The sequence below is a fragment of the Pseudohalioglobus lutimaris genome (assembly GCF_002866825.1).
In the GTDB taxonomy this organism is placed as follows: domain Bacteria; phylum Pseudomonadota; class Gammaproteobacteria; order Pseudomonadales; family Halieaceae; genus Halioglobus; species Halioglobus lutimaris.
This window is the reverse complement of the sequence record NZ_PKUS01000012.1, coordinates 111,497-136,970: the sequence shown is the minus strand read 5'-3', so window position 1 is coordinate 136,970 and position 25,474 is coordinate 111,497. Positions and strand designations below refer to the sequence as shown.

Annotated in this window: 28 protein-coding genes; 16 read left to right on the top strand and 12 right to left on the bottom strand. The window is 56.9% G+C overall.

Translation table 11 applies throughout. From position 1 onward, the window contains the following. Positions 1-64 precede the first annotated feature (64 nt). Genes C0039_RS11735 through C0039_RS11725 form a run of 3 tightly spaced genes read left to right on the top strand, consistent with a single transcriptional unit; the run spans position 65 to position 2,514 of the window. Complete coding sequence (locus tag C0039_RS11735; RefSeq protein ID WP_101518146.1) at positions 65-409, top strand: hypothetical protein; 345 nt, start codon at positions 65-67, stop codon at positions 407-409. Next, entirely contained in the window at positions 409-1,974 is a 1,566-nt protein-coding gene (locus tag C0039_RS11730; protein ID WP_243391603.1) for a cation:proton antiporter family protein, read from the top strand. The genes C0039_RS11735 and C0039_RS11730 overlap by 1 nt, the downstream gene beginning before the upstream one ends. Next, positions 1,975-2,514 carry a YaeQ family protein gene (locus C0039_RS11725; RefSeq protein WP_075999106.1) on the top strand — a complete coding sequence of 180 codons (540 nt, stop codon included), beginning with the start codon at positions 1,975-1,977 and terminating at the stop codon, positions 2,512-2,514. It begins immediately after the preceding gene. Here the strand turns inward: C0039_RS11725 and C0039_RS11720 are convergent. Then, the gene (locus C0039_RS11720) at positions 2,454-3,704 is read right to left on the bottom strand and encodes a sterol desaturase family protein (protein WP_101518145.1); all 1,251 of its coding nucleotides are present in this window, start codon (positions 3,702-3,704) and stop codon (positions 2,454-2,456) included. The genes C0039_RS11725 and C0039_RS11720 overlap by 61 nt on opposite strands. 115 nt (positions 3,705-3,819) lie before the next feature. On the opposite strand from C0039_RS11720, the gene C0039_RS11715 reads away from it, so the two are divergent. Together C0039_RS11715 and C0039_RS11710 are read left to right on the top strand one after the other, a co-directional pair. Next, entirely contained in the window at positions 3,820-5,334 is a 1,515-nt protein-coding gene (locus C0039_RS11715) for an AlkA N-terminal domain-containing protein (RefSeq protein WP_207796430.1), read from the top strand. Next, a complete protein-coding gene (locus C0039_RS11710; RefSeq protein ID WP_075999108.1) occupies positions 5,331-5,798 on the top strand; it encodes a methylated-DNA--[protein]-cysteine S-methyltransferase in 468 nt (155 codons plus the stop codon). Before C0039_RS11715 ends, C0039_RS11710 begins: the two co-directional genes overlap by 4 nt. Before the next feature lie 69 nt (positions 5,799-5,867). On the opposite strand, the gene C0039_RS11705 is transcribed toward C0039_RS11710, so the two are convergent. Both C0039_RS11705 and cysQ read right to left on the bottom strand, forming a co-directional pair. After that, positions 5,868-6,119, bottom strand: a complete 252-nt coding sequence (locus tag C0039_RS11705; protein WP_232334881.1) for a YdcH family protein — start codon at positions 6,117-6,119, stop codon at positions 5,868-5,870. Positions 6,120-6,205: 86 nt separating this feature from the next. Next, entirely contained in the window at positions 6,206-7,063 is an 858-nt protein-coding gene (gene cysQ, locus C0039_RS11700; RefSeq protein ID WP_101518143.1) for a 3'(2'),5'-bisphosphate nucleotidase CysQ, read from the bottom strand. A 92-nt stretch (positions 7,064-7,155) separates the two neighbouring features. Between cysQ and yrfG the strand changes: the two genes are divergently transcribed. Beyond that, positions 7,156-7,833, top strand: a complete 678-nt coding sequence (yrfG, locus tag C0039_RS11695) for a GMP/IMP nucleotidase (protein WP_101518142.1) — start codon at positions 7,156-7,158, stop codon at positions 7,831-7,833. 36 nt (positions 7,834-7,869) lie between these two features. Next, positions 7,870-8,265, top strand: a complete 396-nt coding sequence (locus C0039_RS11690) for an RNA-binding S4 domain-containing protein (RefSeq protein ID WP_075999111.1) — start codon at positions 7,870-7,872, stop codon at positions 8,263-8,265. On the opposite strand, the gene C0039_RS11685 is transcribed toward C0039_RS11690, so the two are convergent. Further along, a complete protein-coding gene (locus C0039_RS11685; RefSeq protein WP_101518141.1) occupies positions 8,241-9,467 on the bottom strand; it encodes a GGDEF domain-containing protein in 1,227 nt (408 codons plus the stop codon). The genes C0039_RS11690 and C0039_RS11685 overlap by 25 nt on opposite strands. Positions 9,468-9,612: 145 nt before the next feature. On the opposite strand from C0039_RS11685, the gene C0039_RS11680 reads away from it, so the two are divergent. The 7 genes from C0039_RS11680 to C0039_RS11650 all read left to right on the top strand — a co-directional run bounded on the left by C0039_RS11680 (position 9,613) and on the right by C0039_RS11650 (position 17,657). Further along, positions 9,613-10,326: an SGNH/GDSL hydrolase family protein gene (locus tag C0039_RS11680; protein ID WP_101518140.1), complete on the top strand. Its 714-nt coding sequence runs from the start codon at positions 9,613-9,615 to the stop codon at positions 10,324-10,326. Positions 10,327-10,386: 60 nt separating this feature from the next. Next, a complete protein-coding gene (gene dxs / locus C0039_RS11675) occupies positions 10,387-12,351 on the top strand; it encodes a 1-deoxy-D-xylulose-5-phosphate synthase (RefSeq protein WP_101518139.1) in 1,965 nt (654 codons plus the stop codon). An 18-nt stretch (positions 12,352-12,369) separates the two neighbouring features. Further along, the gene (locus C0039_RS11670) at positions 12,370-13,125 is read left to right on the top strand and encodes a class I SAM-dependent methyltransferase (RefSeq protein ID WP_101518138.1); all 756 of its coding nucleotides are present in this window, start codon (positions 12,370-12,372) and stop codon (positions 13,123-13,125) included. Further along, complete coding sequence (locus tag C0039_RS11665; RefSeq protein ID WP_133125986.1) at positions 13,080-14,267, top strand: glycosyltransferase family 4 protein; 1,188 nt, start codon at positions 13,080-13,082, stop codon at positions 14,265-14,267. Before C0039_RS11670 ends, C0039_RS11665 begins: the two co-directional genes overlap by 46 nt. 241 nt (positions 14,268-14,508) lie before the next feature. Then, a complete protein-coding gene (locus C0039_RS11660; RefSeq protein ID WP_075999116.1) occupies positions 14,509-15,597 on the top strand; it encodes a glycosyltransferase in 1,089 nt (362 codons plus the stop codon). A gap of 62 nt (positions 15,598-15,659) precedes the next feature. After that, positions 15,660-16,445 (top strand): FkbM family methyltransferase, encoded by a 786-nt coding sequence (locus tag C0039_RS11655; protein WP_101518136.1) that lies wholly within the window; start codon positions 15,660-15,662, stop codon positions 16,443-16,445. 153 nt (positions 16,446-16,598) lie between these two features. After that, positions 16,599-17,657 (top strand): polysialyltransferase family glycosyltransferase, encoded by a 1,059-nt coding sequence (locus C0039_RS11650; RefSeq protein WP_075999117.1) that lies wholly within the window; start codon positions 16,599-16,601, stop codon positions 17,655-17,657. A gap of 216 nt (positions 17,658-17,873) precedes the next feature. Here C0039_RS11650 and C0039_RS11645 read toward each other — a convergent pair whose 3' ends face one another. Continuing rightward, the gene (locus C0039_RS11645; RefSeq protein ID WP_075999118.1) at positions 17,874-19,127 is read right to left on the bottom strand and encodes a lipopolysaccharide biosynthesis protein; all 1,254 of its coding nucleotides are present in this window, start codon (positions 19,125-19,127) and stop codon (positions 17,874-17,876) included. 170 nt (positions 19,128-19,297) lie between these two features. On the opposite strand from C0039_RS11645, the gene xseB reads away from it, so the two are divergent. Both xseB and C0039_RS11635 read left to right on the top strand, forming a co-directional pair. Next, positions 19,298-19,543, top strand: a complete 246-nt coding sequence (gene xseB / locus C0039_RS11640) for an exodeoxyribonuclease VII small subunit (RefSeq protein WP_101518162.1) — start codon at positions 19,298-19,300, stop codon at positions 19,541-19,543. Continuing rightward, complete coding sequence (locus tag C0039_RS11635; RefSeq protein ID WP_243391602.1) at positions 19,540-20,457, top strand: polyprenyl synthetase family protein; 918 nt, start codon at positions 19,540-19,542, stop codon at positions 20,455-20,457. Before xseB ends, C0039_RS11635 begins: the two co-directional genes overlap by 4 nt. A 24-nt stretch (positions 20,458-20,481) precedes the next feature. Here the strand turns inward: C0039_RS11635 and ribA are convergent, their stop codons facing one another. From ribA to ribB, 7 genes are all read right to left on the bottom strand, one after another. Next, entirely contained in the window at positions 20,482-21,078 is a 597-nt protein-coding gene (gene ribA, locus C0039_RS11630) for a GTP cyclohydrolase II (protein ID WP_075999120.1), read from the bottom strand. Positions 21,079-21,142: 64 nt separating this feature from the next. After that, positions 21,143-21,841 carry a retropepsin-like aspartic protease family protein gene (locus C0039_RS11625; protein ID WP_101518135.1) on the bottom strand — a complete coding sequence of 233 codons (699 nt, stop codon included), beginning with the start codon at positions 21,839-21,841 and terminating at the stop codon, positions 21,143-21,145. After that, on the bottom strand, positions 21,838-22,323 hold the full coding sequence (locus tag C0039_RS11620; RefSeq protein ID WP_101518134.1) for a phosphatidylglycerophosphatase A family protein: 486 nt from the start codon (positions 22,321-22,323) through the stop codon (positions 21,838-21,840). The genes C0039_RS11625 and C0039_RS11620 overlap by 4 nt, the downstream gene beginning before the upstream one ends. Before the next feature lie 76 nt (positions 22,324-22,399). Continuing rightward, a complete protein-coding gene (gene thiL / locus C0039_RS11615; protein ID WP_075999122.1) occupies positions 22,400-23,320 on the bottom strand; it encodes a thiamine-phosphate kinase in 921 nt (306 codons plus the stop codon). Further along, a complete protein-coding gene (gene nusB / locus C0039_RS11610) occupies positions 23,320-23,772 on the bottom strand; it encodes a transcription antitermination factor NusB (RefSeq protein WP_075999123.1) in 453 nt (150 codons plus the stop codon). Before nusB ends, thiL begins: the two co-directional genes overlap by 1 nt. Next, entirely contained in the window at positions 23,773-24,246 is a 474-nt protein-coding gene (ribH, locus tag C0039_RS11605; protein ID WP_075999124.1) for a 6,7-dimethyl-8-ribityllumazine synthase, read from the bottom strand. It lies immediately after the preceding gene. Positions 24,247-24,316: 70 nt separating this feature from the next. After that, the gene (ribB, locus tag C0039_RS11600; protein ID WP_075999125.1) at positions 24,317-25,426 is read right to left on the bottom strand and encodes a 3,4-dihydroxy-2-butanone-4-phosphate synthase; all 1,110 of its coding nucleotides are present in this window, start codon (positions 25,424-25,426) and stop codon (positions 24,317-24,319) included. Between the last annotated feature and the right edge of the window lie 48 nt (positions 25,427-25,474).

The window sequence follows — 25,474 nt, the reverse complement described above, 5'->3', positions numbered from 1 at the left end:
CATTTTGGAGGAAATACTACTGCTTGTGTTATTAACGCAGCGATTAAGTGGTACATTCCCTGCCATGCCCAATCGCCTGACTTTTTCCCTGCGTTTCCTCGCCGCCTGCCTTCTGACCGGCTCCGGCGTGGCGCATATCGCTGGCCTTTGGTTTCGGGAACTGGATGAGAGAGCCGTGGGGGCAATGCTGTTGGGCGCCGTCTACCTCATTATCGCGATCGGCCTGTTCGGGCAATCCCGCTTCAGCCTGTTCATGGCCATCGCGGTGCCGGCAACTGTCGCCCTGAGCGCAATCCAGCAGCTAGAGCCGCCAAATACGCTGCAGACCGCCAATGTCGCCGTCGACGTGCTGGTGGTATGCCTCAGTACGCTCGTGCTCTGGCAGGTACGCAACCGGCCCAGTCGTTAGTGATACTAGACCCGTTCATCATTCTCATCGCCCTGGCCTGCGGCCTGCTCAGCAGAGCACTGGGCCTGCCTGCTCTTATCGGCTACCTGGCTGCTGGATTCGTGCTTCACGAAACCCACATCGAAGCTGGTGCGCTGCTGCATAACCTCGCGGACCTCGGCGTTACCTTACTGTTGTTCACGATAGGCCTGAAACTCATACCTGCACAGTTACTCAAGCCCGTGGTGTGGGGCACAACAGTCGTCCATATGCTGCTGATGCAGTTGCTTTTCGCCGCCGTGCTGTGGATAGCAGGCATCGCTATGCCCGGCCTGGGGCTGGAATTGAACGAACTGCTGGTGATCGCCTTTGCACTGACCTTCTCCAGCACAGTGTTTGTCATCCAGGTGATGCAGGAGAAGGGCGAGATGTCCTCTCACCACGCCAACCTGGCAATCGGTATCCTGGTGATACAGGACCTTGCCGCCGTACTCTTCCTGACCGCCACCAAAGGTAGCCTTCCCGAAATCGAGGCCCTGCTCCTGTTGCTGCTGTGGCCGCTTCGCCGACCTGTCACCCTGCTGATGGAGAAGGCCGGGCATGGCGAGTTGTTCACTCTCTTTGGCTTGGCACTGGCGCTGGGCGGCGCCGCCCTGTTCGAACAGGTGGGCATCAAAGGTGACCTGGGTGCACTGGTTATCGGCGCGCTGCTGGCGGGCACACAGAAGTCCAAAGAGCTTTACCGCAACCTGATGAACTTCAAGGACCTGTTCCTGGTCTGCTTCTTCCTGACTATCGGCCTTGATGGCTGGCCCGAGGAGGAAGCGCTGTTCCTGGCGCTGATATTGGGTGCCATGGCGTTGATCAAGCCGCTGGTCTACTTCCCCTTGATGACATGGCTGCACGCTGCACCCCGCACCGCCCTGCTCAGTGCCAGCGCGCTGGGGAACTACAGCGAATTCGGCCTGGTGGTGATTGCGGTGGCGGCAAAGTCTGGCTGGGTAGCCCCCGAATGGGCGAGCACCGTCTCGCTGGCCATTGCCGCCAGCTTCCTGCTGTCGTCGCCGTTGAGCAAACGCGCACACGAACTGTATCGGCGGGGCCATGATTTCTGGCTGCGCTTTGAGTCGGAGCAGGTCAGCGCGGCCAGGCCAGACACCAGCAACGCGAGGATCATTGTCCTGGGCATGGGCAACATCGGCAAGGGAGCCTACGATGCAATCGCTGAGAAACACGGGCGCGAAGTCCTGGGCGTGGACCTGAACGACCGCAAACTGATGGAGCACACCCGCAAGCACCGGCGCGTGGTCACTGCTGACGCGTCAGACCCCGACTTCTGGCATCAGGTCGATCTGGGCGAGGTGACTCTGATTCTACTGGCACTCACCCATCACGAGGAAAACATCCTGGTGGCCGAGTTGTTAAGGGACCTGGGCTACAAAGGCCAGACGGCCGCCGTGGTGCGCTTTGCTGAGGAGGCGCGAGATCTGGAGAAACACGGGTTTACGGCCTTCAACCTTTACGCCCAGGCGGGTGCGGGCTTCGCTGACCATGCGGTACAACAACTGGAAAAGTCGGAATCCTGAATGGCACTTAAACCTACAATCTACAAGGCCCAGGTCGAGCTGGCCGATTCTGACCGCAACCATTTTGAGTCCCTGGCGTTGACCATTGCCTGTCATCCGTCGGAAAACCTTGAACGCATGGCAGTGCGATTGCTGGCATATTGCCTGCAGGCGGCAAGAGGACTGGAGTTCACTCGTGGCCTGTCTTCTGCCGAGGAGCCGGACCTCTGGCGTCATGCCGACAGCGGCGAAGTCGAACAATGGATAGAAGTTGGACAGCCGGAGGCGCCGCGCCTGCGCAAGGCCTGCGGCAAGGCCGGCGAGGTCGTGGTTTACGCCTTCGGCAGGAGCGCCGACACCTGGTGGAAACTGAATGCGGAGGCAATCACCGCCCTGCCTCGCATCCATGTATGGCAGTTCGACTGGGGCGAGGTGGAAGCCCTGACGGCACTGATCAAGCGGACCATGCAATTAAACGTGAGCATCGTTGGCGGCGTACTTTACGTCGACAACGGTTCCGATTCCGTCAGTCTGGAGCCGCGCCCACTGCTGTCCAATTGAACCAGAAACGCCAGATTGACCGCCAGATAGCCGCTCAGCAACAGCGTAAACGCCAGCCCCGCTCCCTGCAAGGCAGTCACGACCAGCAAAACGAACACCAGCACAAGGCGCAGCTGCTCCCAGCGTATCAATCCGTTTACCGGGCGCGCTTCCAGCCAAAGCGTGGTTGTCATGGTAGTACCCAGCAGCATCGCCCAGCCAACAAACCCGGCCCAGTAGCCCAGCTCCGTCTTCAACAGCCAGTCCAGCAACACCACCACCGCCACCAACTGAAAAAAGCCGTACCAGGAGACTACTGCAGGCACTTTTGGATCGTACTTGGTGAAAGTGGAAAGGTCATTCTTGTGACGAGGGTAGGTAGCGGCAACGTCGGCCGGTTGCCAGCCCGTGCGTGCAACCCAGACACGCAGCTTGTCCCGCCAGTTGCGGGTGCGCCAGCTGTCCATGGCCATGTCCACGTAAACATGGGTCAGGGCGTGCAGGGGGTTGAAGCTATGCAGCGGGCCACGGATGCCAAACACCACTGGTTCCTCATCCAGCTCTTCCTGGAAGGTACCAAAAAGGCGATCCCAGAGAATGAAGACGCCACCATAATTACGGTCCATGTAGATATCATTCTGTGCATGGTGAACACGGTGATTTGACGGGGTCACAAACACCCACTCATACCAACCCAGTTTCGGGATATGTTCAGTGTGCACCCAGAACTGGTACAACAGGTTAAGTGACGCCACTGTCACGAAAACCTCTGCGGGGATACCAATCAGAAACAGCGGTATGAAAAAAATCCACCCCAACAGGAATCCCGTACTGGTCTGGCGCAGAGCCGTGGTGAGGTTGTATTCCTCGCTCTGGTGATGTGCCACGTGGGCTGCCCAGAGAATCGTGCGCTCGTGGCCTAGACGATGCAGCCAGTAGTAGCAGAAGTCATAGAGAACAAATGCCAGCACCCAGGTCCAGGCCTTACCGCTGTCCATCTGGGAAAGCGAGACATACTGCGTCACCAGATAATAGACATAACCACCTACGCCAAGGGTGACCAGCCTCCTTGCCTGGCTGAGTACGCCAAGAAAGAGACTGCTGACCGAATCGTTAAGCCTGTAGGTATTGCGCCCGCGGTAGATGCCATAGGCCAACTCCATCAGCATCGCGACGACAAACACAGGTACAGCGTAAACGGTAAGGTCCATGGTGTAGGCTCAGGCCAGTTCAGCGCTGAGGGCGCAAAATGTGATGCGGGGAACGGGGTAGCGCTGGCACATGGCATCCTCCGGGGGGACACTGGCGGGCTGGGAGCCAACCGGCGTGAAGTCGCTGATAATTCTAAACCGTGGGAAGCGAAATTACAGCCCGTCTATACAGGGCCGAATCTGGCTAGTGTGCCCGGTTCCGCAGCGCTATAGTGCGGACATGGACGTTATCGACACACCACCCACCCTACCGGACCCCGAACACTGTCGCCGCGCCAGATTGTCGCGCGACCCTCGTTTCGACGGGACTTTTTTCCTCGGCGTCAGCACCACAGGCATCTATTGTCGTCCGGTATGCCCGGCCCGGACACCGGCGGAAAAAAATGTCAGTTACTTTCACCTCGCCAGCCAGGCCGCGGCGGCGGGATATCGGCCCTGCCTGCGCTGTCGGCCAGAGTCCGCACCCGGCAGCCCGGCCTGGAACGGCACGTCAACCACAGTGCAACGCGCACTTGACCTCATTGACGGGGGCGCGTTGCGTGATGGCAACATGCGGCAACTGGCTGACCGCCTGGGTATCGGCGAGCGCTACCTGCGCAAACTATTCCAGCAGGAGTTGGGTATATCGCCAGTGACGGTGGCACTCAATCAGCGCCTGCTGTTCGCCAAGAAGCTGCTTTCGGAAACCAATATGCCGCTGACACAGGTTGCCTTCGCAGCTGGCTTTGGCAGTGTCAGGCGGTTCAACAGCGCGGTGAGCGAACACTTTCGCCTGACGCCCTCGCAGATGCGCGGGCGGCAGAAAAACACCACGGGGCCCGGGATCTGCCTGCAGTTACACTATCGCCCGCCCTATGACTGGCAAGGGGTGGTGGACTTTCTCAGTCACCATGCGGTGGCAGGGGTAGAAGAGATAACGGCAGAGCGCTACCGCCGTCAATTGCCAGATGGCACACTCGAGGTGAGCCCGATAACGGGCAAGGACGCACTGCAGCTACGTCTGGAGATTACCGACAACCGCCGACTGATGACCCTGGTAGCGCAGGCGCGCCGCATGTTCGACCTGGATGCCAACCCGGATGAGATAGAGGCAGTGCTGCAGCAGGATCGCGCATTGGGGGCACTCGCCAGGCGGTCTCCCGGGGCACGATCGCCCGGCCACTGGAGCCTGTACGAGTCAGCTGTGAGGGCAATAGTCGGCCAACAGGTGAGCACGGTTGCAGCGCGCACCGTACTTTCAAGGCTTGCCCAGGCGTGCAGCGATAACCAGGGTGAGTGCTTTCCATTCCCCGCGGCTGCAAAGCTTGCCGCGCTGCAGGATGAGCACTTTCCCATGCCCGGCCGCCGCCGGGACACACTACGCCAGGTGTGCACCCGGTATAGCGGCCGTGAACAGGAACTCACGGTGGAAGCCCTGGCTGGTTTTCGCGGCGTCGGCCCGTGGACCGTCGCGATGGTGAGCATACGCGGGGCCGGCGACCCGGACACGTTTCCCGGAGGTGACCTGGGCTTGCAGCGCGCCTGGGAAGCGCTGGAGGGGAACAAAAACGAACTGAAAGCGGCTACAGAACGCTGGCGCCCCTGGCGCGCCTACGCTGCCAACCTGCTGTGGAGGAGCCTGTCAGCATGAACTATCAATATATGAGAAGCCCCATCGGCCGCCTGCGCCTGCTGTCAGACGGGCAGTGCCTGACCGCCATTGAATTCGAAAATCGGCAATTGGACCGCCCCGGTGATACGGAACGCGGCGACCCGGTGCTAAGGCTATGCGCACAGCAGTTGGATGAGTATTTTGCCGGCAAACGACGCAGCTTCGATATTCCGCTGGCGGCCGGTGGCACAGCCTTCCAGCAGCGCGTCTGGCAGGCACTTTCGGATATCCCCTACGGTGAACTGCGCAGCTATCGTGATATCGCCCATGCCCTGGACAATGACAAGGCAGTACGCGCAGTGGGAGCAGCCAATGGCCGCAATCCGATCCCGGTCATCGTACCCTGCCATCGGGTAATTGGCAGTGATGGGTCATTGACCGGTTTTGCTGGTGGCATAGCGGTGAAGCGGGCATTACTGGAGCTGGAAGGGGCGGAGCTTTAGCGGGCCGGCAGTAAACTCTCAGTCCGGGCTCACCCGCGCAGGCACTGGTTTGCTTCTGGCAGGTTCCGGTCAGGCGTTCAGATCGGGAATCATGTCATCCTTCAGGCGAATGATGGCATCCTTGAGGCGCAATTTTTCTTTCTTCAGGCGCTGCAGCAAAATCTGGTTCTGGTAGGGAAATTCATACATTTCGTGAATACGCGCGTCCAGGGCACGGTGCTTGGTCTGCAAATCCAGCAGGCGCATGGCCGGGGTCACGAATTCGTTGGCGGCTTCGGCAGACGCATCCCCATTCGGCCCTGTTTGCTTCATATCGGTCATGCGTTCATCTTAGTACTGCAGGCAGCGTGTCATTACTCTGCAACTCTATACCCTCATCGATTGACTACACAAGTATTCTTCTCATTCTATTGCACCGGGCCTGACTCCCTGGCCAACATTTGTTGCGAGAGCCAGTGATCAGGGTCACCCAGGGCGATGAAATAAGGGCTCAGTAAGGTATCACGACAATTGTACCGAAGCGGCTTGCCGTCCAGTCCCAGTAACGCTCCCCCGGCGGCCTCCAAAAGGGCCTGGCCGGCGGCAGTATCCCATTCACTACAGGGTGAATAGCGGGGATAGATATCACCCTCACCCGCCGCCAGTTGGCAGAATTTGAGTGCACTGCCACTGTTGTCTCGATGAATCTCTCCCCACTGCTGCTCCAGCCACTCCAGACAGCCCTGCAAGCGCGGCCCTCGATGACGACGGCTGGCCAGGACAGTTAGCGGCCGTTCGCGCTCCAGACCCCGGGTTGTCAGCGGGGTCCAGTTATCCTCTACCCGGCTATAGCGCCTGGCCCAGGCACCGGGTATGCCGACATAGGCCTGCGCCTCCAGGGGCGAGTAAATCACCCCCAGCACGGCCCGGTGATCAACGATCAGGGCTATGTTAATGGTAAATTCGCCGGTTCGGGCGAGAAACTCCTTGGTGCCGTCCAGGGGATCTACCATCCAGAACGCAGGCCAGGCGCGGCGCCCGGCCTTCTCCTCATCGGACGACTCCTCGGATAAAATCGGTAGCGCAGGGTCCAGCGAGGCCAGACCCGCGCTGAGCCGCTGGTGGGAGGCGATGTCCGCCTGTGTCAGCGGAGAATCATCATCCTTGGGCTGGTATTGATTGGCGTCGGGGGAGCGGTAATATTCGCATATTTCATCGCCCGCGCGTTGGCAGAGCGCAAGCAACGGAGGCACAAGGGCGGGGAGATCGAAGCAGTGAGTAGTCATAACGGGCGCCGATTATAGCCCCAACGGCGCCGGGATGCGCGCTCTGCGGCAACAGGGCATAATCGCGTTAATTCTACAGGCAAACTTTCGCAATGATCGACTGGAACACAATCGATACCGTACTGCTGGATATGGACGGCACTCTGCTGGACCTGCATTTCGACAACTATTTCTGGATGGAGCATGTTCCAAGGGTCTACGCACAGACTCATAGCCTCAGTGAACAAGAATCCACGGAAAAGCTGCACGCCGCTTTCAGTATCGAACGGGGAACGCTGGACTGGTATTCGCTGGACTACTGGTCAGATCGCCTGCAGTTGGATATCCCCGCAATCAAACGGGAGCTGGGACATATGGTCAGCATGCGCCCTCATGTGGTTGAGTTCCTCACCCATTTGCACGCATCCCACCGCGATGTGGTGATGGTCACCAACGCTCACCGCAAGACACTGGACATCAAAATGAACAACGTCGACATCACCGGCTGGTTCGACCGGCTAGTGGTGTCCCACGAACTGCACGCCCCCAAAGAAGAACAGGTTTTCTGGCACCGCCTGCAGGCCCTGCACCCGTTTGACCCCGCTCGCACCCTGTTGATTGACGACACAGAGCCGGTACTGGAGTCAGCACGAGACTATGGCATCGTCCACCTGCTTACCCTGCTACAGCCCGACAGCAAAAGGCAAAAGCGCATTGATACGCGCTTTCCCGGCATTCATCATTTCGACGAGATAATGCCGCCTGCCAGCCAGGTGGATGCGCCTCGGTGATGATTTGTGGCACACCAGGACCGGAGACAGCGCACTATGAGTGATTTCAATGTTGACAAGTTACGCCTGGACAAGTGGTTGTGGGCCGCGCGCTTTTTCAAGACACGCAGCCTTGCCAAGGCAGCAATCGAAGGCGGCAAAGTTCACCTGGGCGGCCACCGGGTGAAAGTTTCCAGGGAAATTGCGGTAGGTGACACGCTGCATATCCGTCAGGGCTGGGACGAGAGGATTGTGGAAGTCCGGGCCCTCTCCGCCCAGCGTCGCGGCGCGCCGGAAGCCCAGGCCCTGTATGAGGAAACAGAGCAGAGCCTGGCCAAACGCGAGGCGGACGCGGCAGCGAGAAAGGCCGCTGGCGGCATGATAGACAGGCCCGCCACTCGCCCCAACAAGAAGCAGCGGCGACAGATTCACCGGTTCAAGGAAGGCTCGTAGCGCCCGGCAACGACAATCCGGTTTCTCCCTTCCTGTTTGGCCCTGTACAGGGCCTGGTCGGCCCTGGAGATCAGATCGCCGGGCAGCAAATCGTTCTCCGGCTGCACGGTTACCACGCCCTGGCTAACCGTAATGATGTTAGCCACACCTGAACTCTCGTGGGGCATTTGCTCCTCTTCGACCATCTCCCTGAGGCGGTCGGCAGTGCGCAAAGCCGAATCCGGCGCGGCTCCTGGCAGCACAAGAATGAACTCCTCACCACCGTAGCGAGCAACAACCTCACCGGCCCGGGCACTGGCCTGCTGCATCAGGTCCGCCAGCTTCTGCAGTACTAAATCACCCGCAGGGTGGCCATAGGTGTCGTTATAGCTCTTGAAAAAGTCCACATCGAGCAGGATTAAAGACACATAGCTGCCGTTGCGACGAGCACGGTTAATCTCTTCCTTCACCGCCCTGTTAACCACGCGACGATTCCCCAGTCCGGTGAGTTCGTCAATATTGGCAAGGTCGGTAAGCTGGCGCCGTGCATCGCGCAATTGCCGATTGCGATCGCGCAGCGAGTTGGTCAGGTCGGCCAGTTCCTGGGACATGGTCTCACGTTCCCAGTTCAGGGTGATCATGTTGCGAAACGTCCGGTGAACGCGGTCGCACACGATCATCAGGACCGCGCAGAAAGCCAGCAGGGCGAGGCCGATCACCAGGTTGTAAGGCTGCTCCCAATAGTGAGCCAGGCTCCACCAGGCTATAGGCCACAGGGCAGTGAACAGGTAGGCGAAAAAGTACTCGCGGATGATCACGGAGAAACCGACAGAAACCGCGGTAATCATCACGATCAGTAACAGCAATGTGTACTGCATGGTGATAGGCACGTGGTGCGACGCGAAGATGTAGACCCCGGCCCATACCGCACCCGTCGCCGCCGCACCCAGTAGCAGACGCCGATACACGCCTTGCGGATTGGTGAGGTAGCTGCGATTGACCAATGCATTGCTCATTTGCAGGGAGCGCACCAACAGCAGAATCAGGAACGCCGCCGCCCAGAGCAGGATGACGGTGATATCCAGAAAGGGCCAAAAGATCGCAATAGTGGCGCCCACCCCGACCAGGTGGGAGGTCACAGTGGCCAGCCGGCCGTTTTGCATCAGCAGTTCCAACTGGGCGGAGAACAGTTCCTCCCTGGGTATGCGCTGTTGGTAAATCATGCCGCCATCCTACCTCCCACCCACCGAAATCATACAGGCGCGTGATAAAGCTGCGACCCAGGTCACACCCCGAATAGGGCATTCATTGCCCATTGCATTCTGTTGGGAGACACTGGGGAAAATTAGAAGAGCCGGCTCCTTCTCCGTGATATCCTGGAAACTACTGCGCACCTGCTGCCTGGTGCTGTTGCTGATCCCGATTGCGCACCTCATCTACATGGTGTCCAGGGATACTGTCGCCTCAATGAACAGCTCTCCTGATGCCTGGGCCGCAGAAGTCGAGGCCTATGCTCGCCAGGACCGTATTTCCCAGCTCCCCAAAGATCCCATTGTTATCGTCGGCGGACGCCGCGTGAAGCTATGGAGTGGACTCGATGACCTGCTGGCACCAAAGCCTGTACTGGTACGTGGCCTGGGAGAAGCAACGGTCGATGACCTCAGTTATCATTACAATCGACTCATTGGCTTCTACCAGCCGGACACGGTGGTATTACTGCCCGATAACAGCGAGTTCCATATTCGCGCCAATAATGACGCAGAAACCCTGGTTCATGACATCGGGGAACTGGTTGAACTGGACGCCAGCCAGGCAAAGTCGCGTCGTTTCGTGATCATCGCCCCGCTGAAGACCCCACTATATCCATCGACCGTGCCCGTGATTGACGAGACTCTGGAGCGGCTGGAAGCCTGGGCCCCCAAACACGACAACGTGACCCTGATCGACGCCAACACGCTGCTGAGCAAGGCTGATGGCATGCCCAACCCGGCTTACTACCGGGCAGACGGAGTCAACCTGAACGAGCACGGCTATGTGCGCCTCTCGGTGCTGCTGCAGATGGCACTGAGGGGAGACCTGTAACCCCCACAGAAAAGCGCTGCCTGCATCCCAACATAGGCCGATATGGGATAGAATGCCCCCATGTTTTCGGAAATCCCTACCACACCGCCCTGCACACCGTTGCTGACCGCCATAGACCGGGGTCGACCGCCTGGTGATCTGGATGCGCAGGAACTGACTCAGCTTGCACAGGAGCTGCGTGCCTACCTGCTTTACAGCGTGGGACAGTCCGGGGGCCATTTCGGCGCGGGCCTGGGTGTAGTGGAGCTCACCATCGCCCTGCATCATGTTTTTAATACGCCGGATGACCGCATCGTCTGGGACGTGGGTCACCAGACCTATCCCCACAAGATTCTCACCGGGCGTATGCAGCAGATGCACAGCATGCGCCACGCAGGCGGACTTTCAGGCTTTCCCAAGCGCAGTGAGAGCGAATACGACACGTTCGGTGTCGGCCACTCCTCGACCAGCATCTCCGCGGCCATGGGCATGGCACTTGCTGCCAGACAACAAGGCCTGGAGAGAAAAGTAATTGCCGTGATCGGCGATGGCGCGATCACCGGCGGCATGGCCTTCGAGGCCCTGGCACATGCCGGCCACGAGCGTCCCGACATGCTGGTCATTCTAAACGATAACCAGATGTCTATCGGCCATAATGAGGGGGGCCTGGCCACCTACTTCGCCAAGATATGGGCCACCAAGACCTACCTGGGCATGCGTGAGCGCTCCAAGCGCTTTCTCGAACGCTTCAGCTTCATCTGGAAATGGGCCAAGCGCACTGAAGAACACATGAAAGGCATGGTCGCCCCCAGCACCATGTTCGAGGAACTCGGCTTTCATTATATCGGTCCGCTGGACGGGCACGACCTACCGCAGTTGGTAAAAGTGCTGGAGAACATGAAGGATCTGGAGGGCCCCCAGTTCCTGCATATTCGCACGGTTAAGGGCAAAGGATACACCCCGGCCGAGGAAGACCCGGTGGGGTATCACGCGCTTAACAAGGTTGAGGCGAAATCACCGGGGCCTCAACCCGCAGAGTCCCCCGCACCGAAACCGCCCAAATACCAGGACGTGTTCGGGCAGTGGCTGTGTGACATGGCCGAACAGGACCCTCAACTGGTAGGCATTACGCCCGCCATGTGCGAGGGCTCAGGCATGGTCGCGTTCGCTGAACGCTTCCCCAGGCGCTACTACGACGTCGCCATAGCCGAACAGCATGCCGTCACCCTTGCCGCAGGCATGGCCTGCGACGGGCTGAAACCGGTGGTGGCAATTTATTCCACTTTTCTGCAGCGCGGTTACGACCAGTTAATCCACGATGTCGCTCTGCAGAACCTGGACGTAACCTTCGCCATAGACCGCGCCGGACTGGTGGGGCAGGATGGGCCCACACACCATGGCGCATTCGACCTGAGTTACCTGCGCTGCATACCCAATATGGTAATTGGTGCACCATCGGACGAGAATGAATGCCGACAGATGCTGTATACGGCATACCAGCATCCGGGCCCTGCTGCCGTGCGTTACCCCCGGGGCACGGGAACCGGTGTTGGAATCAACGAGACGATGGCATTCCTGGAGATAGGCAAGTCGGTCAACCTGCTGGAAGGCTCAGGAGTGGCGATTCTCAATTTTGGTACACTGTTGCCCCAGGCGCGCGAGGCTGCTGAGAGCCTGGGCGCCACTCTGGTTGATATGCGCTGGGTGAAGCCATTGGATGAAGCCGCGCTGGCTAACGTCAGCGATAGCCATGACCTGCTAGTCACTGTGGAAGAAAATGCCACGGCAGGAGGCGCCGGCGCAGCCGTTAGCGAGTTTCTCGCCAAGTGTGGTGATACCACGGCAGTTTTGCACCTGGGTATTCCGGATGAATATATTGAGCACGGGGATCACCATGCTCAGTTGACCGGGCTGGGTCTGGATGCGGACGGCATTGCGCTGAAAATAAAGCGCCGTCTCGCCCTGATAGATGATACTGCTATGAGTGCTGCAACCGCTCAAAAAACCAATGTCGTTACCGCCACAGCGGTCACCCACACTTCCTGAGGCGACCTCAAAGAAGCAATGGATCGCGATTACCAGCTCAATTATTCGAAGATTCGCCCCTCTGTTTTTGACAGTGATGCGCGCGCGCGCAAGGCGTTTACCATCGTTAAAGTCTGCCAGGACTTCCTGGGGACCGACGACCTGAGCGAGCTTTCGTTATTGGATGTCGGTAGCTCCAGTGGGATTATCGATGACGTGCTGGCTGATTATTTTGGCTCGGTACATGGAATCGATATTGACGAACCCGCCATGCAGTTTGCCCAGAAAAAATTCAGCAAACCAAACCTGCACTTTGCTGCCGGCGACGCCATGCAACTGCAACATGCAAGCGACAGTTTTGACGTGGTCGTATGCTCCCATGTTTACGAGCACGTGCCGGACGCAAGCAAAATGTTCGCGGAAATTAACCGCGTACTCAAACCGGGTGGCTTTTGCTACTTCTCAGGCAACAACCGCGTCATGCTAATGGAGCCGCACTACAAACTACCCTTTCTGTCCCTGCTGCCGAGACCCCTGGCTCACCAGTACATGCGTCTTACTGGACGGGGTGATTACTATCATGAACAGCATGTGAGCTACTGGGCGCTAAAGCGATTATGTGGGTCTTTTCAAATCCACGATTATTCCGCGAAAATCATAGACAAGCCTGAGAAATTTGGAGCCGACTATATGCTCAAGCCTGGCTCGACCAAATGGCGCATGGCAAATTTTGTCGCCAGAAACCTTAAGTGGGCGACGCCCCATATCTGGCTGCTACAGAAAGCAGCCAGATGAAGGAAGGCGAGACCAAACCCCGCATTTTAATGGTGACCAGGAACTTTCCGCCACTGACGGGCGGCATGGAACGGCTGATGCAGCATACTGCGGAGGGGATTTCTTGTTACGCAGATCTCACCATAATTGGCCCTACCGGTTGCAGAGCCTACGCTCCGCCAAAATCCACAGTTCATGAGGTGCCCTTCGGCCTCCTGCCATTTCTCACGATCGGCAGCATGATTGCAGCAAGAACATGCCTGCGTAAAAACTTCGATCTCGCTATCGGCGGTAGTGGCCTGGCAGCGCCCACACTGTGGATACTCAAGGGCCTGTTCAAATTGCGCACGGCGGTGTTTATTCACGGCCTGGATATCGTGGTTAACAATTTCATTTATCAGAGGGCTTTTATTCCGGCTGTGCGGGCAGCAGACCTGCTCATAGCAAATAGCCAAAGCACTAAAGCACTCGCGATCGAAAGGGGTGTTGCCGAGCGTAAAATCACCGTTATTCACCCGGGAACCACATTGCCCGAACTTTCAAGCCTTCCCCCTGACGCAGACTTCTGCAGCAGGCACCGTATTCAGGACAAGCGGGTTGTCTTATTCACCGGGCGGATTACCCGCCGTAAAGGCCTCTCACAATTCATCACCCGCAGCCTGCCAGCTATAGTTCAAGCCCACCCTGATACCGTGCTATTGGTCGTCGGCGACAGCCCCGATCAGAGCCTGAACAGGAACGGTGAGACAGAGCACGTAAACAAAGCACTTGAAGAGAGCGGACTCGGAAAAAATGTACTTTTCCTGGGCAAAGTGGGCGACAGGGAACTGACGGCGGCTTATGCAGCTGCGGACGTACAAGTGCTCCCTCTAGTCGAAGTACCAGGAGACATAGAAGGCTTTGGCATGGTGGCGATTGAAGCGGCTGCCCTGGGCACACCCACCGTGGCGTTTTCTCTGGGCGGCGTGACGGACGCAATCTCACCAGGGAATGGGCGACTTGTACCCGAAGGTCGCTATGATCTGTTTAGCAGTGCCGTTTGCGAACTATTCAATGATAGTACGATCACTGCTGAATCATGCCGCAAACATGCCTCCGACTTCAGCTGGAAAATTGTCAGTGCGCGGCTCAAAGAAGTACTGGCGCAAACCATGGACGACTAACAACTTCACGCCGTTTTAATAACCTGCAGAGTCATAAGGAACCTGCCAGACTACAGAGGACACCCCGAGGACGAGCTATTAGCGTCCAGTATTCCTGAGAAAACACTTTCTTGTTAGCCACTGGCATCGAAGAGCAGATCATTTATATAAAGATGAAGAATAGCGCCTCAAAAGACAACTGCGATGCAACCAGTGCCCCTTCACCAGGCCTACACGCAATCTTCCTGCTCCAGCGCAACTCATGAATATACTTTTCCTCTGTAAACGTTTTTACACCGGCAGTGATCTGATCAAGGAAAGATTCGGCCGTTTATACCACTTTCCCCGCCACTGGGCAGACTGCGGACATCGAGTGACCGTCGTTGCAGCCGATTACAAGAGTATGAAGAGCACGCATTTGCAGGAACCAAACTTGCACATAGTCGCTGCACCATTTTTCAAACCATGGGCCGGCTTTGGGGCTAAAATCCGCGAGAGCGTTAAAGCAAACCCGCCCGATATCGTGATCGCAAGCTGTGACAGTCATTTTGGCTATATCGGCATGCGCCTGGCGCAGAAGCTCAACGTTCCATTCGTATTTGACCTTTACCATAATTACGAAGACTTCGGGAGCAACCGCGTTCCCGGTATGCGCTGGATGTACCGAAAAGCGCTCAGTAATGCAGCGCTAGTTGTTTGCGACAGTGAAAGACTTGCCGAGAGAATCGGCACGTACAGTCAAAACACCCATATCGCTCCCCAGGCCACGGACAACACGGTATTCCGCGCTCTGGATCGCGACGATTGCTGCGAAAAACTAGGTCTGGACAAAAACCATCGCAATCTGGTGTATGTGGGCAACGTTGATTCAAGATTTGACGAAAACACGCTCATCAGGACGGTTGAGCTTCTCGCTGAATCAGGCCATCAACCCAGGCTGATCATCGCCGGCCCAGGGCTCAGTGACCTGCATAGCAACCATCCTCTTGTTCACTATTTAGGACGCCTGCCGCAGGAAAAAATACCGCTTGTGATTGGCTGCGCCGACCTGTGCCTGATACCTTATCGCAGGACGCTGCTGGCAGAGACGTGCAACCCGTGCAAACTATCGGAATACATCGCATGTGGACGCCCAATCATCGCATCTAACATCTCGAATATCGCTGAATACCTGCCAAGATCCGGGTACCTGTGTTACGAGCCCGAAAACGTCGACTCACTACTGGCGTCGATTTCGGCGCAACTCGCCAGGCCAATCCTCGAAGAGCAGGGTACCGCCTTACTGTGGGAGAATGTCGGTGCAGAGTACTTGATTGAACTTGAAAAGCTGACAACACTGGCTGCCAGATGAACGCCGCGAGGCATAGAAAACGAACTCCCCGTAGCCCAGGGGAAGAGGAATAGACACGTTTTATGTTTGAAGCACTTTCCAGAATCGCGAACTACTTCAGAGTACTGGGGCCGAAAGGCATTTTATCCAGTCTTTCGGCATGCATTTTGAAGAAGGATACATATATTGAAAAGCATATTGGTGACGCAGCGCACCCGATTCGATTGCGAGCGATGACGTCGGATGTCCCGACCTTCAGGCAAATTTTTATCTATCGTGAATACGAACTTCACGACTATCCCGCGCCAGAAATCATCATAGACGCCGGAGCAAACATAGGGCTGGCATCCATATTTTTCGCCAACAAATACCCGGGGGCAAAAATAATTGCCATAGAACCCGAAGAAAGCAACTTTATTCTCTTGCGCGAAAACACCGCAAACTACCCCAACATCCACCCTCTTCAGGCAGCCCTGTGGAATACTAACGAAAAAATTTCACTAGTTGATCCCGGACTTGGAAAGTGGGGCTTCATGACCGAGTCTGGCGAGGAAGATGCTCTCAATCGCGAGCATTCACCTGGCGAGCACGGGCAAGTCGAAGGCATCACCGTCGACAAGATATTGGAAGACTTTCAACTGGAGCATATAGACCTCCTCAAGATTGATATAGAAGGAGCAGAGAAAGAAGTATTCGCCGACACATCCAACTGGCTGGATAAAGTTGACACCATCATCGTGGAACTTCATGAGCGCATGAAACCCGGATGTACGCGGTCCTTCTATCAAGGCACTCCTGGCTTCACCAATGAATGGACTCAGGGCGAAAACGTTTATCTCTCCAGATGCCATTCGGAGGAAAGCACATGACAATCATTAAGCTTGAAAGCGTCCCTGCGGTCGGCCAGTTGGCTAAAGTGTCACCACATTAGTTCGCACAGGGCACTGCCACCGCAGCACAACAAGGTCCCTTCCTACGGGAAAAAAGCCACTTGAAAACAGGCCCGCACGCGCAAATATGAGATGAAAATAGAAGAGTACGACATAGTTGGCTACAAGATTATTTCGCCGTTGCACCTGGCAACGCTTATGGCTTACGCCTCTCTATTCAGGCAGACAGAAGCAAGATTAAAAGTGCTCGTCATCGTCTCAAAGGGTCCGTGGGCAAAGAACATCCTGCGCCGACCTGACCGCACCCGCGGAAACATGGATATCACATTCGTTGACGAAGCAGATTTCGAGTTGAATAAGTCTCCGCTGTGGCCGCTTTACCTGCTACTGAAGCCATTAGTCACTCTGCTTTCGAAGTTATCTGGACGCAACACCAAACCCTTGTGCTCTCCCACCATGGCCAGCGTAATGTTTACTGTTGGCTCTTGGCGGAGGATGCTGCGGTATAAGCCTGTGATACTCGACGAGGGTATTGGGTCATTCAACTTAAGCCACAGTTTTCGGCAAGAGGCAGAACGGCAGGCATCTAACCAAATCACAAGGAAAATACTGGCCTGGGTTTACGCTAAAATCTGGAACCACTTAACCGCTTTGGGAGGAGAGCGAGTCAGCCTTTTCAGCTTCATTGAAGGGACCCCTTCAATAAACCAGGATATCGCAGAACGCTACCGCGCAACATTTTTAGAAAACTATAGCCTGGGAAAGGCATCGGTTGATCTGCAACCGAATACCGTATTGATACTCACCCAACCGTTCTCAGAGATGGGAATATGCTCAGAGCGCGAAATGCTTGATGCGCTAAAAAGCATGAAAGAACAGATCGAGGAGATGGGGGCACAACCTGCAATCAAGACCCACCCGGCAGAGACCAGTGGAAAATACGATCATCTAGGAATCGAACAACTTACCTATGCAGGCCCGGCAGAGGACCTGTTCGCGGCAAAAACCCAGAGTATAAAGGAAGTATGGGGATTCAGCTCAACGAGCCTGATAACCGGAAGTGCGCTCTTTGGCCTCAGGTGCAGAAGAATCGATCTCGATCGCCCTGGTGCTTCTATCAGACTATTTAAAGGTGAAGCACTGGCGCTGTTCTTACACTACACGGAACCTGTTTCCTTAAAAGGCGCATAGGTTTTCGCCTCCATACGTTGCATGATGATTTCCTGGATAACTGCTTTTCCCATCATTGCTGAACATATCGACCCAACACCGCATTTTACAAACCACTTACCTGGAAGGAGCACGGCTTTACCGCGCGGTTGATACCCGGCCAGGCCTGTCGGAGTAGATTTGTTGCCAAAAGAACCGGCATCTTTGCAACAGGAATAGCGGCGCTATTGAGCGTGATTAAGCTGGTCCACGAAAATCAAACCAGGGCATCGGATGACTCCGATGGGCTACCCACCACGTTAACAGGAACCGAATAGCCATCGCTATGGCAAATGCGATAGCTGCCCCCTCCAGCCCAAACAATGAAACCAAAGAGACCAACAAAACAACATTGATCAGACCCGAAGTTACCGTAGCCAAAGAAAGTCGCCCGGTCCGCCTTGAGTAGAATATGTAATTTGTAACCATCAGGTACATCCCGCCAAACGCCTGCCCCATCGCCAGCCAACCGATGACTTTACCGGCTCCGGCGTACTGCTCACCTGCAATTAGAATAACCAATTGAGGCCCCAGAATGAACGCCAATGCGGCACCCAGTAAAATCACTGCAAACCAGATATAGGTGAGCTTAACAATCTCCTGCTTTTCTGCAGTCACGTCTCTCTGGAGGCGCTCAAACAACCACGGTACATATGCCTTGTTGACTGCATCGAAAACCAGGGCCATAACAGCCGTGAGCTGCACCGCAACCATATAGACACCAGCATCGGCCAACCCGAGCTGCGCATTGACCACAAACCGATCCATCGACGTTAATAAAAAAATCCCGACCGTGTGAGGCAACAGAGGAAGGCCGAACCGCAATACGTCTTTAAGATACTCGGGTTTCCACGAAAAAAGGCCGAGCAACCCATCCTTGCCCAGAAGAACCAGGGCTGCAGATGCAATCAGGCCGGTAGCACACAGTAGCGCATCAATCCGGCCCTGGGAGCCGCTGAGCAGCACCACAACCAATAACAGGCAAAACAGCAGGTCCAGCACGCCTTTTGATACCTGCAATGCGCCATACTGAAAAGGTTGCTGGCGAACTTGCCACTGCCCCAAACGCAGCTGGATTACAACGCCGGCGGAACATGCGAAAACTGCCCACAGCACCCACGAGACCTGGATATTCATCCAAAGTGCAAAATGCCCACGAAATAGATATACGGCTATGAAAACCAGGAGAGTGCTCAGTATCAGAACCTGCAGGCATGCAGCGATGTAGTGCCTGAACTCAATGGCGTGAATGTCGTGATCGTAGTACTTGCGTCCGGCAGCGCCAACTGCACCCAGCCCGACAATCGACCCAAGCGCCGCCAGAAAGGTTTGAAACATGGCAACTTCACCATACTCCACAGGGTTAAGATAGCGAGTGAGGATTGGCAACAATAGGAATGGAATGACTGCGCTGAATATATTTGAAAATAGATATATGCCAGAACTCGACATTAGTGAGCGTATTCCTGACTTGTTAGGCACAGTCACCTTCTCCAAGGCATGCCTGCCTGGCAATGCGGGCACCACCTTCCACCTGCAGCAATCGTATTACGCACAAAGCAGATCACACATCCACGTTTTGTTATACTGGCCCATTCGTCAAAACCGCATTTGAGCCGCTAATGAGCAAAAAAAAACAAACCCCTGATTTCGCCACCACGCTAGCTGAGTTGGAAACCCTGACTAGCCGCATGGAGGGCGATAATCTCTCGCTGGAAGAATCACTGAGAGACTTTGAGACCGGCGTACAGCTTATCCGCGATGCCCAGAGAGCGCTACTCGAAGCACAGCAAAAAGTGCAACAATTGCTTGATGAAAATACCGACCCGGATGCGCCCGAGCAGCAGGGTGACGAGGAATCCGTGTGAAATCAAACCAGCCTGGTTTTATGCGCAGCGCACAGGACGGATTCGAGAGGGCGTGCGCCAATTTTCTTTCCGGAAGCGCAGCTGATTTCATCAAGCACGCTCACCCGATGAAGGGAATTTCCAGGGCCATGGAATATGCCCTGGCTACTGGAGGCAAACGCATTCGTCCATGCCTGGTTTACGGCGCCAACTATTCCGTAGCAAACGCTGAGCTCACAGCCGATGCGCTGCCATCGGTTGCTTGCGCCATAGAGCTCATACACACCTATTCATTAATCCACGACGACCTGCCAGCCATGGACGATGACGACATGCGTCGCGGCAAACCCAGCCTGCACAAAGCGTATGACGAGGCCACCGCCATTCTGGTGGGGGACGGCCTGCAGACCCGGGCTTTTGAATTACTTGCTGATGCACCAGATCTCTCTGCAGAGCAGAAAGTGCGCATGATCAAGGTGCTGGCCCAGGCGGCCGGTATGGAAGGCATGGTGGGCGGTCAGTATGTTGACATCCAGGCGGTAGACTCGGACATGATGCTGGACGAACTGCGCGCCATGCACAGGATGAAAACCGGAGCGCTGATTCGCGCGTCGCTGGCGCTAGGGGGAATTGCGGCCGGTGCAACAAACGTGCAGCTAGCGGCACTGGATGCGTATGGCGACCATATTGGCCTGGCGTTTCAGGTGGTAGACGATATTCTCGATGTGGAAAGTAACTCCGAGACACTGGGCAAGACCCAGGGCAAGGATGCCGAGGCCAACAAGCCTACCTATGTGAAACTGTTAGGGCTGGACGGTGCCAAAGCGGAAGCACAGCGATTACTGCAGGCGGCGCTTGATGCATTGGAGATGTTCGGGGGGTCGGCGGACCAGCTAAGGGAATTGGCGCGTTATATTGTGGAGCGTGATCGATAGACCGCTACCTTTGACCCGGTTGCCCTATTCCCGCCCCTCAAACATATGCCCCAGCTTTCCCGCCTTGGTCCTCAAGTATTTCTCGTTATGCGGATTGCTGTCCGTATGCAGGGGAATACGCTCAACCACGTCAATACCCTGCTCTTCGATCGCGTTCACCTTGCGCGGGTTGTTTGTCATCAGGCGCACTGACTGGATATTCAGGTGCTCGAACATGGGCTTGAGAATACTGTAATCGCGCATGTCGGCGCCAAAGCCAAGCTGTTCGTTAGCTTCTACGGTGTCCGCACCGGCATCCTGCAGTTTGTAGGCCTTGATCTTGTTGAGCAGGCCAATTCCGCGCCCTTCCTGGCGCAGGTAAAACAGTGCACCTCGCCCTTCCTCAGCGATAGCCTGCAGCGCTGCCTGTAACTGGTTGCCACAATCACAACGCATGCTGAACAGGGCGTCGCCGGTGAGGCATTCGGAGTGGACACGGGCCAGTACAGGCTCGCCATTGCCCACTTCACCCATGGTCAATACGACGTGTTCCTTGTTGGTATCCACATCTTCGAATCCGTGCATATCGAAGTCACCCCAGGCAGTGGGGAGGCGGGAGGATTCTACGTAGCGTGCGCTCAAGGGGGGCGTATCCATGTAAAAGGGCGCGTATTCTAACAGTTTGCCGGGGCTTGGGCGAGCGCCCTCACTGCATGCGACTCAGGGTGAGAATCCCCTTGTTTTCCTCTATTTTTACGTGGCGCAGGTAAGTCATACCCAGTAAAACCGTACCCGGGTACGCTCCGGCTATGACCGTTGCCGGCACGTTATTTACCCGAATTCCACCCACATCCACAGAAGCCAGGCTCACGCTCCAGGCCGGAACCACACCCGAGGCCGTCTCAACTTGCGCAGGCGCGGCCTGCTTGAGATTGATACCCATACGCAGCGCTTCCGACTCATTCATTGCAACCATATTGGCACCCGTATCGACCAGCACCTCCACTTTTCTGCCGTTTATTGACGCGTTGGTCAGGTACTGCAGGCTGGCATTACGGCTGATGCTGACAACCTGTGCCGGCGGGGCCTGGTAATTACTACCCACCCGCTGCGAGAGCCCGAGCACTACTTGCTTGCCCTGCACCTCCAGGGTCGCGGTGCGGGAATAGGCAGCGATCAGTGTCACGCCTTTGAAAGACTGCCCTTCACGGAGCATCTTGCGTTCGCCATCGACCAGAAGAATCGCGGTTTTGGGCATTAGCCCCTCGAGGTCGATCTGCGGGGCGGCGTTCACCACCGAGCAGAGCAGGCCAACCACACACATACCGGGCAAGCGCAGCAGCCGAGGTAAGCCGCCCTCCGCGGCTGGGCAAAGCAATCTTTTGAGCTTCTTCGCAATAATCATCCCAACCACCAGCGTATAGAGTGCAGCAGTGCACAGGCCATCGCGCCGGCCACCACATCATCAATCATGATGCCCATACCCCCACCCACGCGTTTGTCCAACGCACCAATTGGCCAGGGCTTGACGATATCAAAAACACGAAAGGCCACAAAGCCCGCCAGTATCCAGACCCAATCGGGTGGCAGAGCAAACATGGTTATCCAGTAACCGACAAACTCATCCCAGACGATGCCGGGATGATCATGCACCTGCAACTGCCTGCTGGCCGCCTCGCAGACCCATACTCCAAATACAAATGTGATGAGCAGCGCGACCGAATATAGGCCCGGACCCAACTGCGCCAGCAACACGTAAAATGGCACCGCTGCCAACGTGCCAAAGGTACCAGGCGCCCTGGGAGCCAGCCCCGACCCAAAGCCAAAGGCGAAAAACTGGGCCGGCGATCGATAGGGGCTTGGCAGATTCGACTGGGGATCGGGCATGGCGTGTGGGCTCCAGTGCTCTGGATTCCCGTGTGCGCGGCTGCATGGCACACCGGAATGGCGAAGTGTCTGTTATTTAAAAATGCTGGTAGCCGCTACTGAAGTCAAGCTCGAGGCCAGTGAAAACCCCCTCACCCTCTTCCACCGTACCAATGAGCGTGCAGCCCGCAGGGGCGTGCTCAGCCATCGGAAGACAGAAGCAAAGTTCATAGTCATCGCCGCCGCCCAGGGCCCAGCGCAATCTCTGGCCGCTGTCCTCCTGCGTGAGTATGGCGGCCGACAGCGGTAACGCATCCGGATCTATATTGATGCGCACACCACTGGCTGCGGCAATATGCCCGGCATCTGCCAGCAGGCCGTCGGATATATCGATAGCGGCAGAGGCCCTGCCCAGTAATTGACGCCCCAGTGCCAGGCGCGCGGTCGGACGATTAAAGCGCTGCAGCAGAAACTCGGCATGGTCTACAGAGGGCTGCCATTGGCCGCTGAGGAAAGCGAGCGCGCCGGCGGCATCCCCCAGCGTACCCGAGACGTAGACCGCATCCCCGGCGCTGGCGCCGCTCCTGAGCAGGGCCTGATCCAGCGGCAACGCGCCCAGAACCTGCACAGTAATCGTCAGTGCACCGCGAGTGGTATCGCCCCCAACCAGGGGCAGGTCATAGGCCGAAACCGCCTGTGTCACACCCTGACTGAAAGCATTGAGCCAGAACTCATCGGCCTCGGGCAGGGTCAGGGCAATGGTCATGCCCAATGGCCGCGCACCCATGGCGGCCAGGTCAGAGACGGCCACCGAGACGGCACGAAAGCCGATATCCTCGGGGAAGCTGCCTTCGGGAAAATGCACGCCCTCCACAACCGTATCTACAGAGGTAGCCAGCCGCTCTCCGGGTAGCAAGCGCAGAATCGCGCAGTCATCCCCAACCGAGAGATCCACGGCCTCGCCGCGCCCCAGGGCGGAAAAATAGCGGTAAATCAGGGTGAATTCAGATGCGGCCATCAGGACGCCGCGTCGGTCTCGGCCTTGCGCAGCTGGCGGGCGACTTTGTCGAGCACACCGTTGATGTACTTGTGACTGTCGGTGGCGCCAAACTTTTTGGCCAGGGCGACCTCTTCATTGATCACCACCTTGTAAGGTACGTCAATGCGCTCCTTCAGTTCAAAGGTCCCCATGCGCAGCAGGGTTCTCTCTATGGGGTCAAGGTCGTCGATGCTACGGTCGAGCAGCGGCTCGAACGTGGCTTCGAGTTCATCCACGCAGCCGGGCACGCCGTGCAACAGGGCCTGAAAGTATTCCAGGTCAACGCGCGCGAAATCGTACTCGGCCCGAAACTCGGCCTCGATCCCGTTGAGCGTCGCACCGGCCATCAGCCACTGGTAAAGCGCCTGCATACCATAGTGGCGGGCCTTGCGGCGCTCCGCGGCAAGTGTGCTATGGGTCGCCCTGGTCATTCAGTCGAGCTTATTCATCAGACTGACCATTTCCAGCGCGGACATCGCTGCCTCTTCGCCCTTGTTACCCGCCTTGGTGCCAGAGCGCTCAACGGCCTGCTCGATCGTGTCAACGGTGAGCACCCCGAACGAGACTGGAACGCTATGCTCCATACTGACCATCGCCAGGCCCTTGGTGCACTCGCCGGCGACATATTCAAAGTGCGGGGTGCCACCGCGAATAACCGCGCCCAGGGCGATAATCGCATCAGCATCACCCCTGGCGGCGATTTTTTTACATACCAGGGGAATCTCGAAAGCACCGGGCGCGCGAACAATTGTGATCTGGTTATGGCTTATGCCATGTCGGCGCAGGCAATCAACGGCGCCTTCCAGAAGGTGCTCGACAACGAAACTATTCCAGCGGCCCACAACAATCGTGTAGTTGCCCTTGGCGCTGGTGAAGTCGCCCTCTACTGTTTTAATGTCGCTCATGTCTGTTTCTCTCCTTCCTTTGTCGTCCCCGCACAGGCTACCGGCCCGCTCTGTGCTTGATTCGCGGCATTCAGTCCTGCGAGCTCACGAAGTCCATCACCTCCAGGCCGAACCCGGAAATCGCATTGTACTTGATCGGCGCGCCCATCAAGTGAATTTTTCCGACCCCCAGGTCACGCAAGATCTGTGATCCCAGCCCCACTGTGTTGTAGCTATCCGGACTGGCTGTCGCCGCGGCCTCGGCCTGGCCCAGGGCCATGTCGATACTGCTGAGCAGGCGCTCTGGCCCCTCGTCCTTCGCCAGCAGAACAACCACACCACACGCGTTCTCCGCCAGGGTCTGCATGCAGCGTGCGAAGCTCCAGCTGGGGTGACCCTCCACCTCGCTGCACACCATGTCACGCAGCGCAGATTGCACGTGAACCCGCACCAGCGTGGGCTGGTCGGGTGTGATTTCGCCACGCGATAATGCCAGGTGGATATTGCCTTCGGTCTGGTCGCGGTAGGCCGTCAACTGAAACTCGCCATAAGCCGTATTGATGCGCCCCTCGCGGACCCGGCGGATGGTACGTTCGTTAACCATGCGAAAATGTATCAGGTCAGCAATGGTGCCAATCTTCAGCCTGTTCCTGGCGGCAAACTCAGCTAGGGCCGGGCCGTCAGCCAGCGTCCCTTCCGGCGTGAGAATATCGGCGATAACCGCCGCCGGGAGCAGGCCTGCCAGGCGTGCGTAATCTGATGCGGCCTCGGTGTGGCCAGCTCGCGTCAACACTCCGCCCGGAACCACTTCCAGTGGAAAAATATGACCCGGCTGGACGATATCCGCAGGCACCGCGTGCGGGGCAACGGCTGCTTGCACAGTCAGGGCACGGTCCGCTGCAGAGATGCCGGTGTCTATGCCCTGGGATGCCTCAATAGACAGCGTAAAGTTGGACTTCTCGCCGATCGCCGCTTCTACCATCGGTGGCAGGTCCAGCTGGCGACAGCGCTCTTCCGTCAGGGTCAGGCAGACCAGCCCCCGGGCCTGGCGCGCCATAAAGTTCACATGGCTGGCGTCGCAATGCTCGGCAGCGACCATCACCACACCTTCGTTATTACTGTCGGCGTCGTCGTCTACCAGCACGACCATGCGGCCCTGTCGCAGATCAGAGATCAGCTCGTCCACTGTATTTACTTGCATTGCATTCTGTCTTCGTCTCTTTTGAGTGTCGTTGCAGGGCGTATCAAT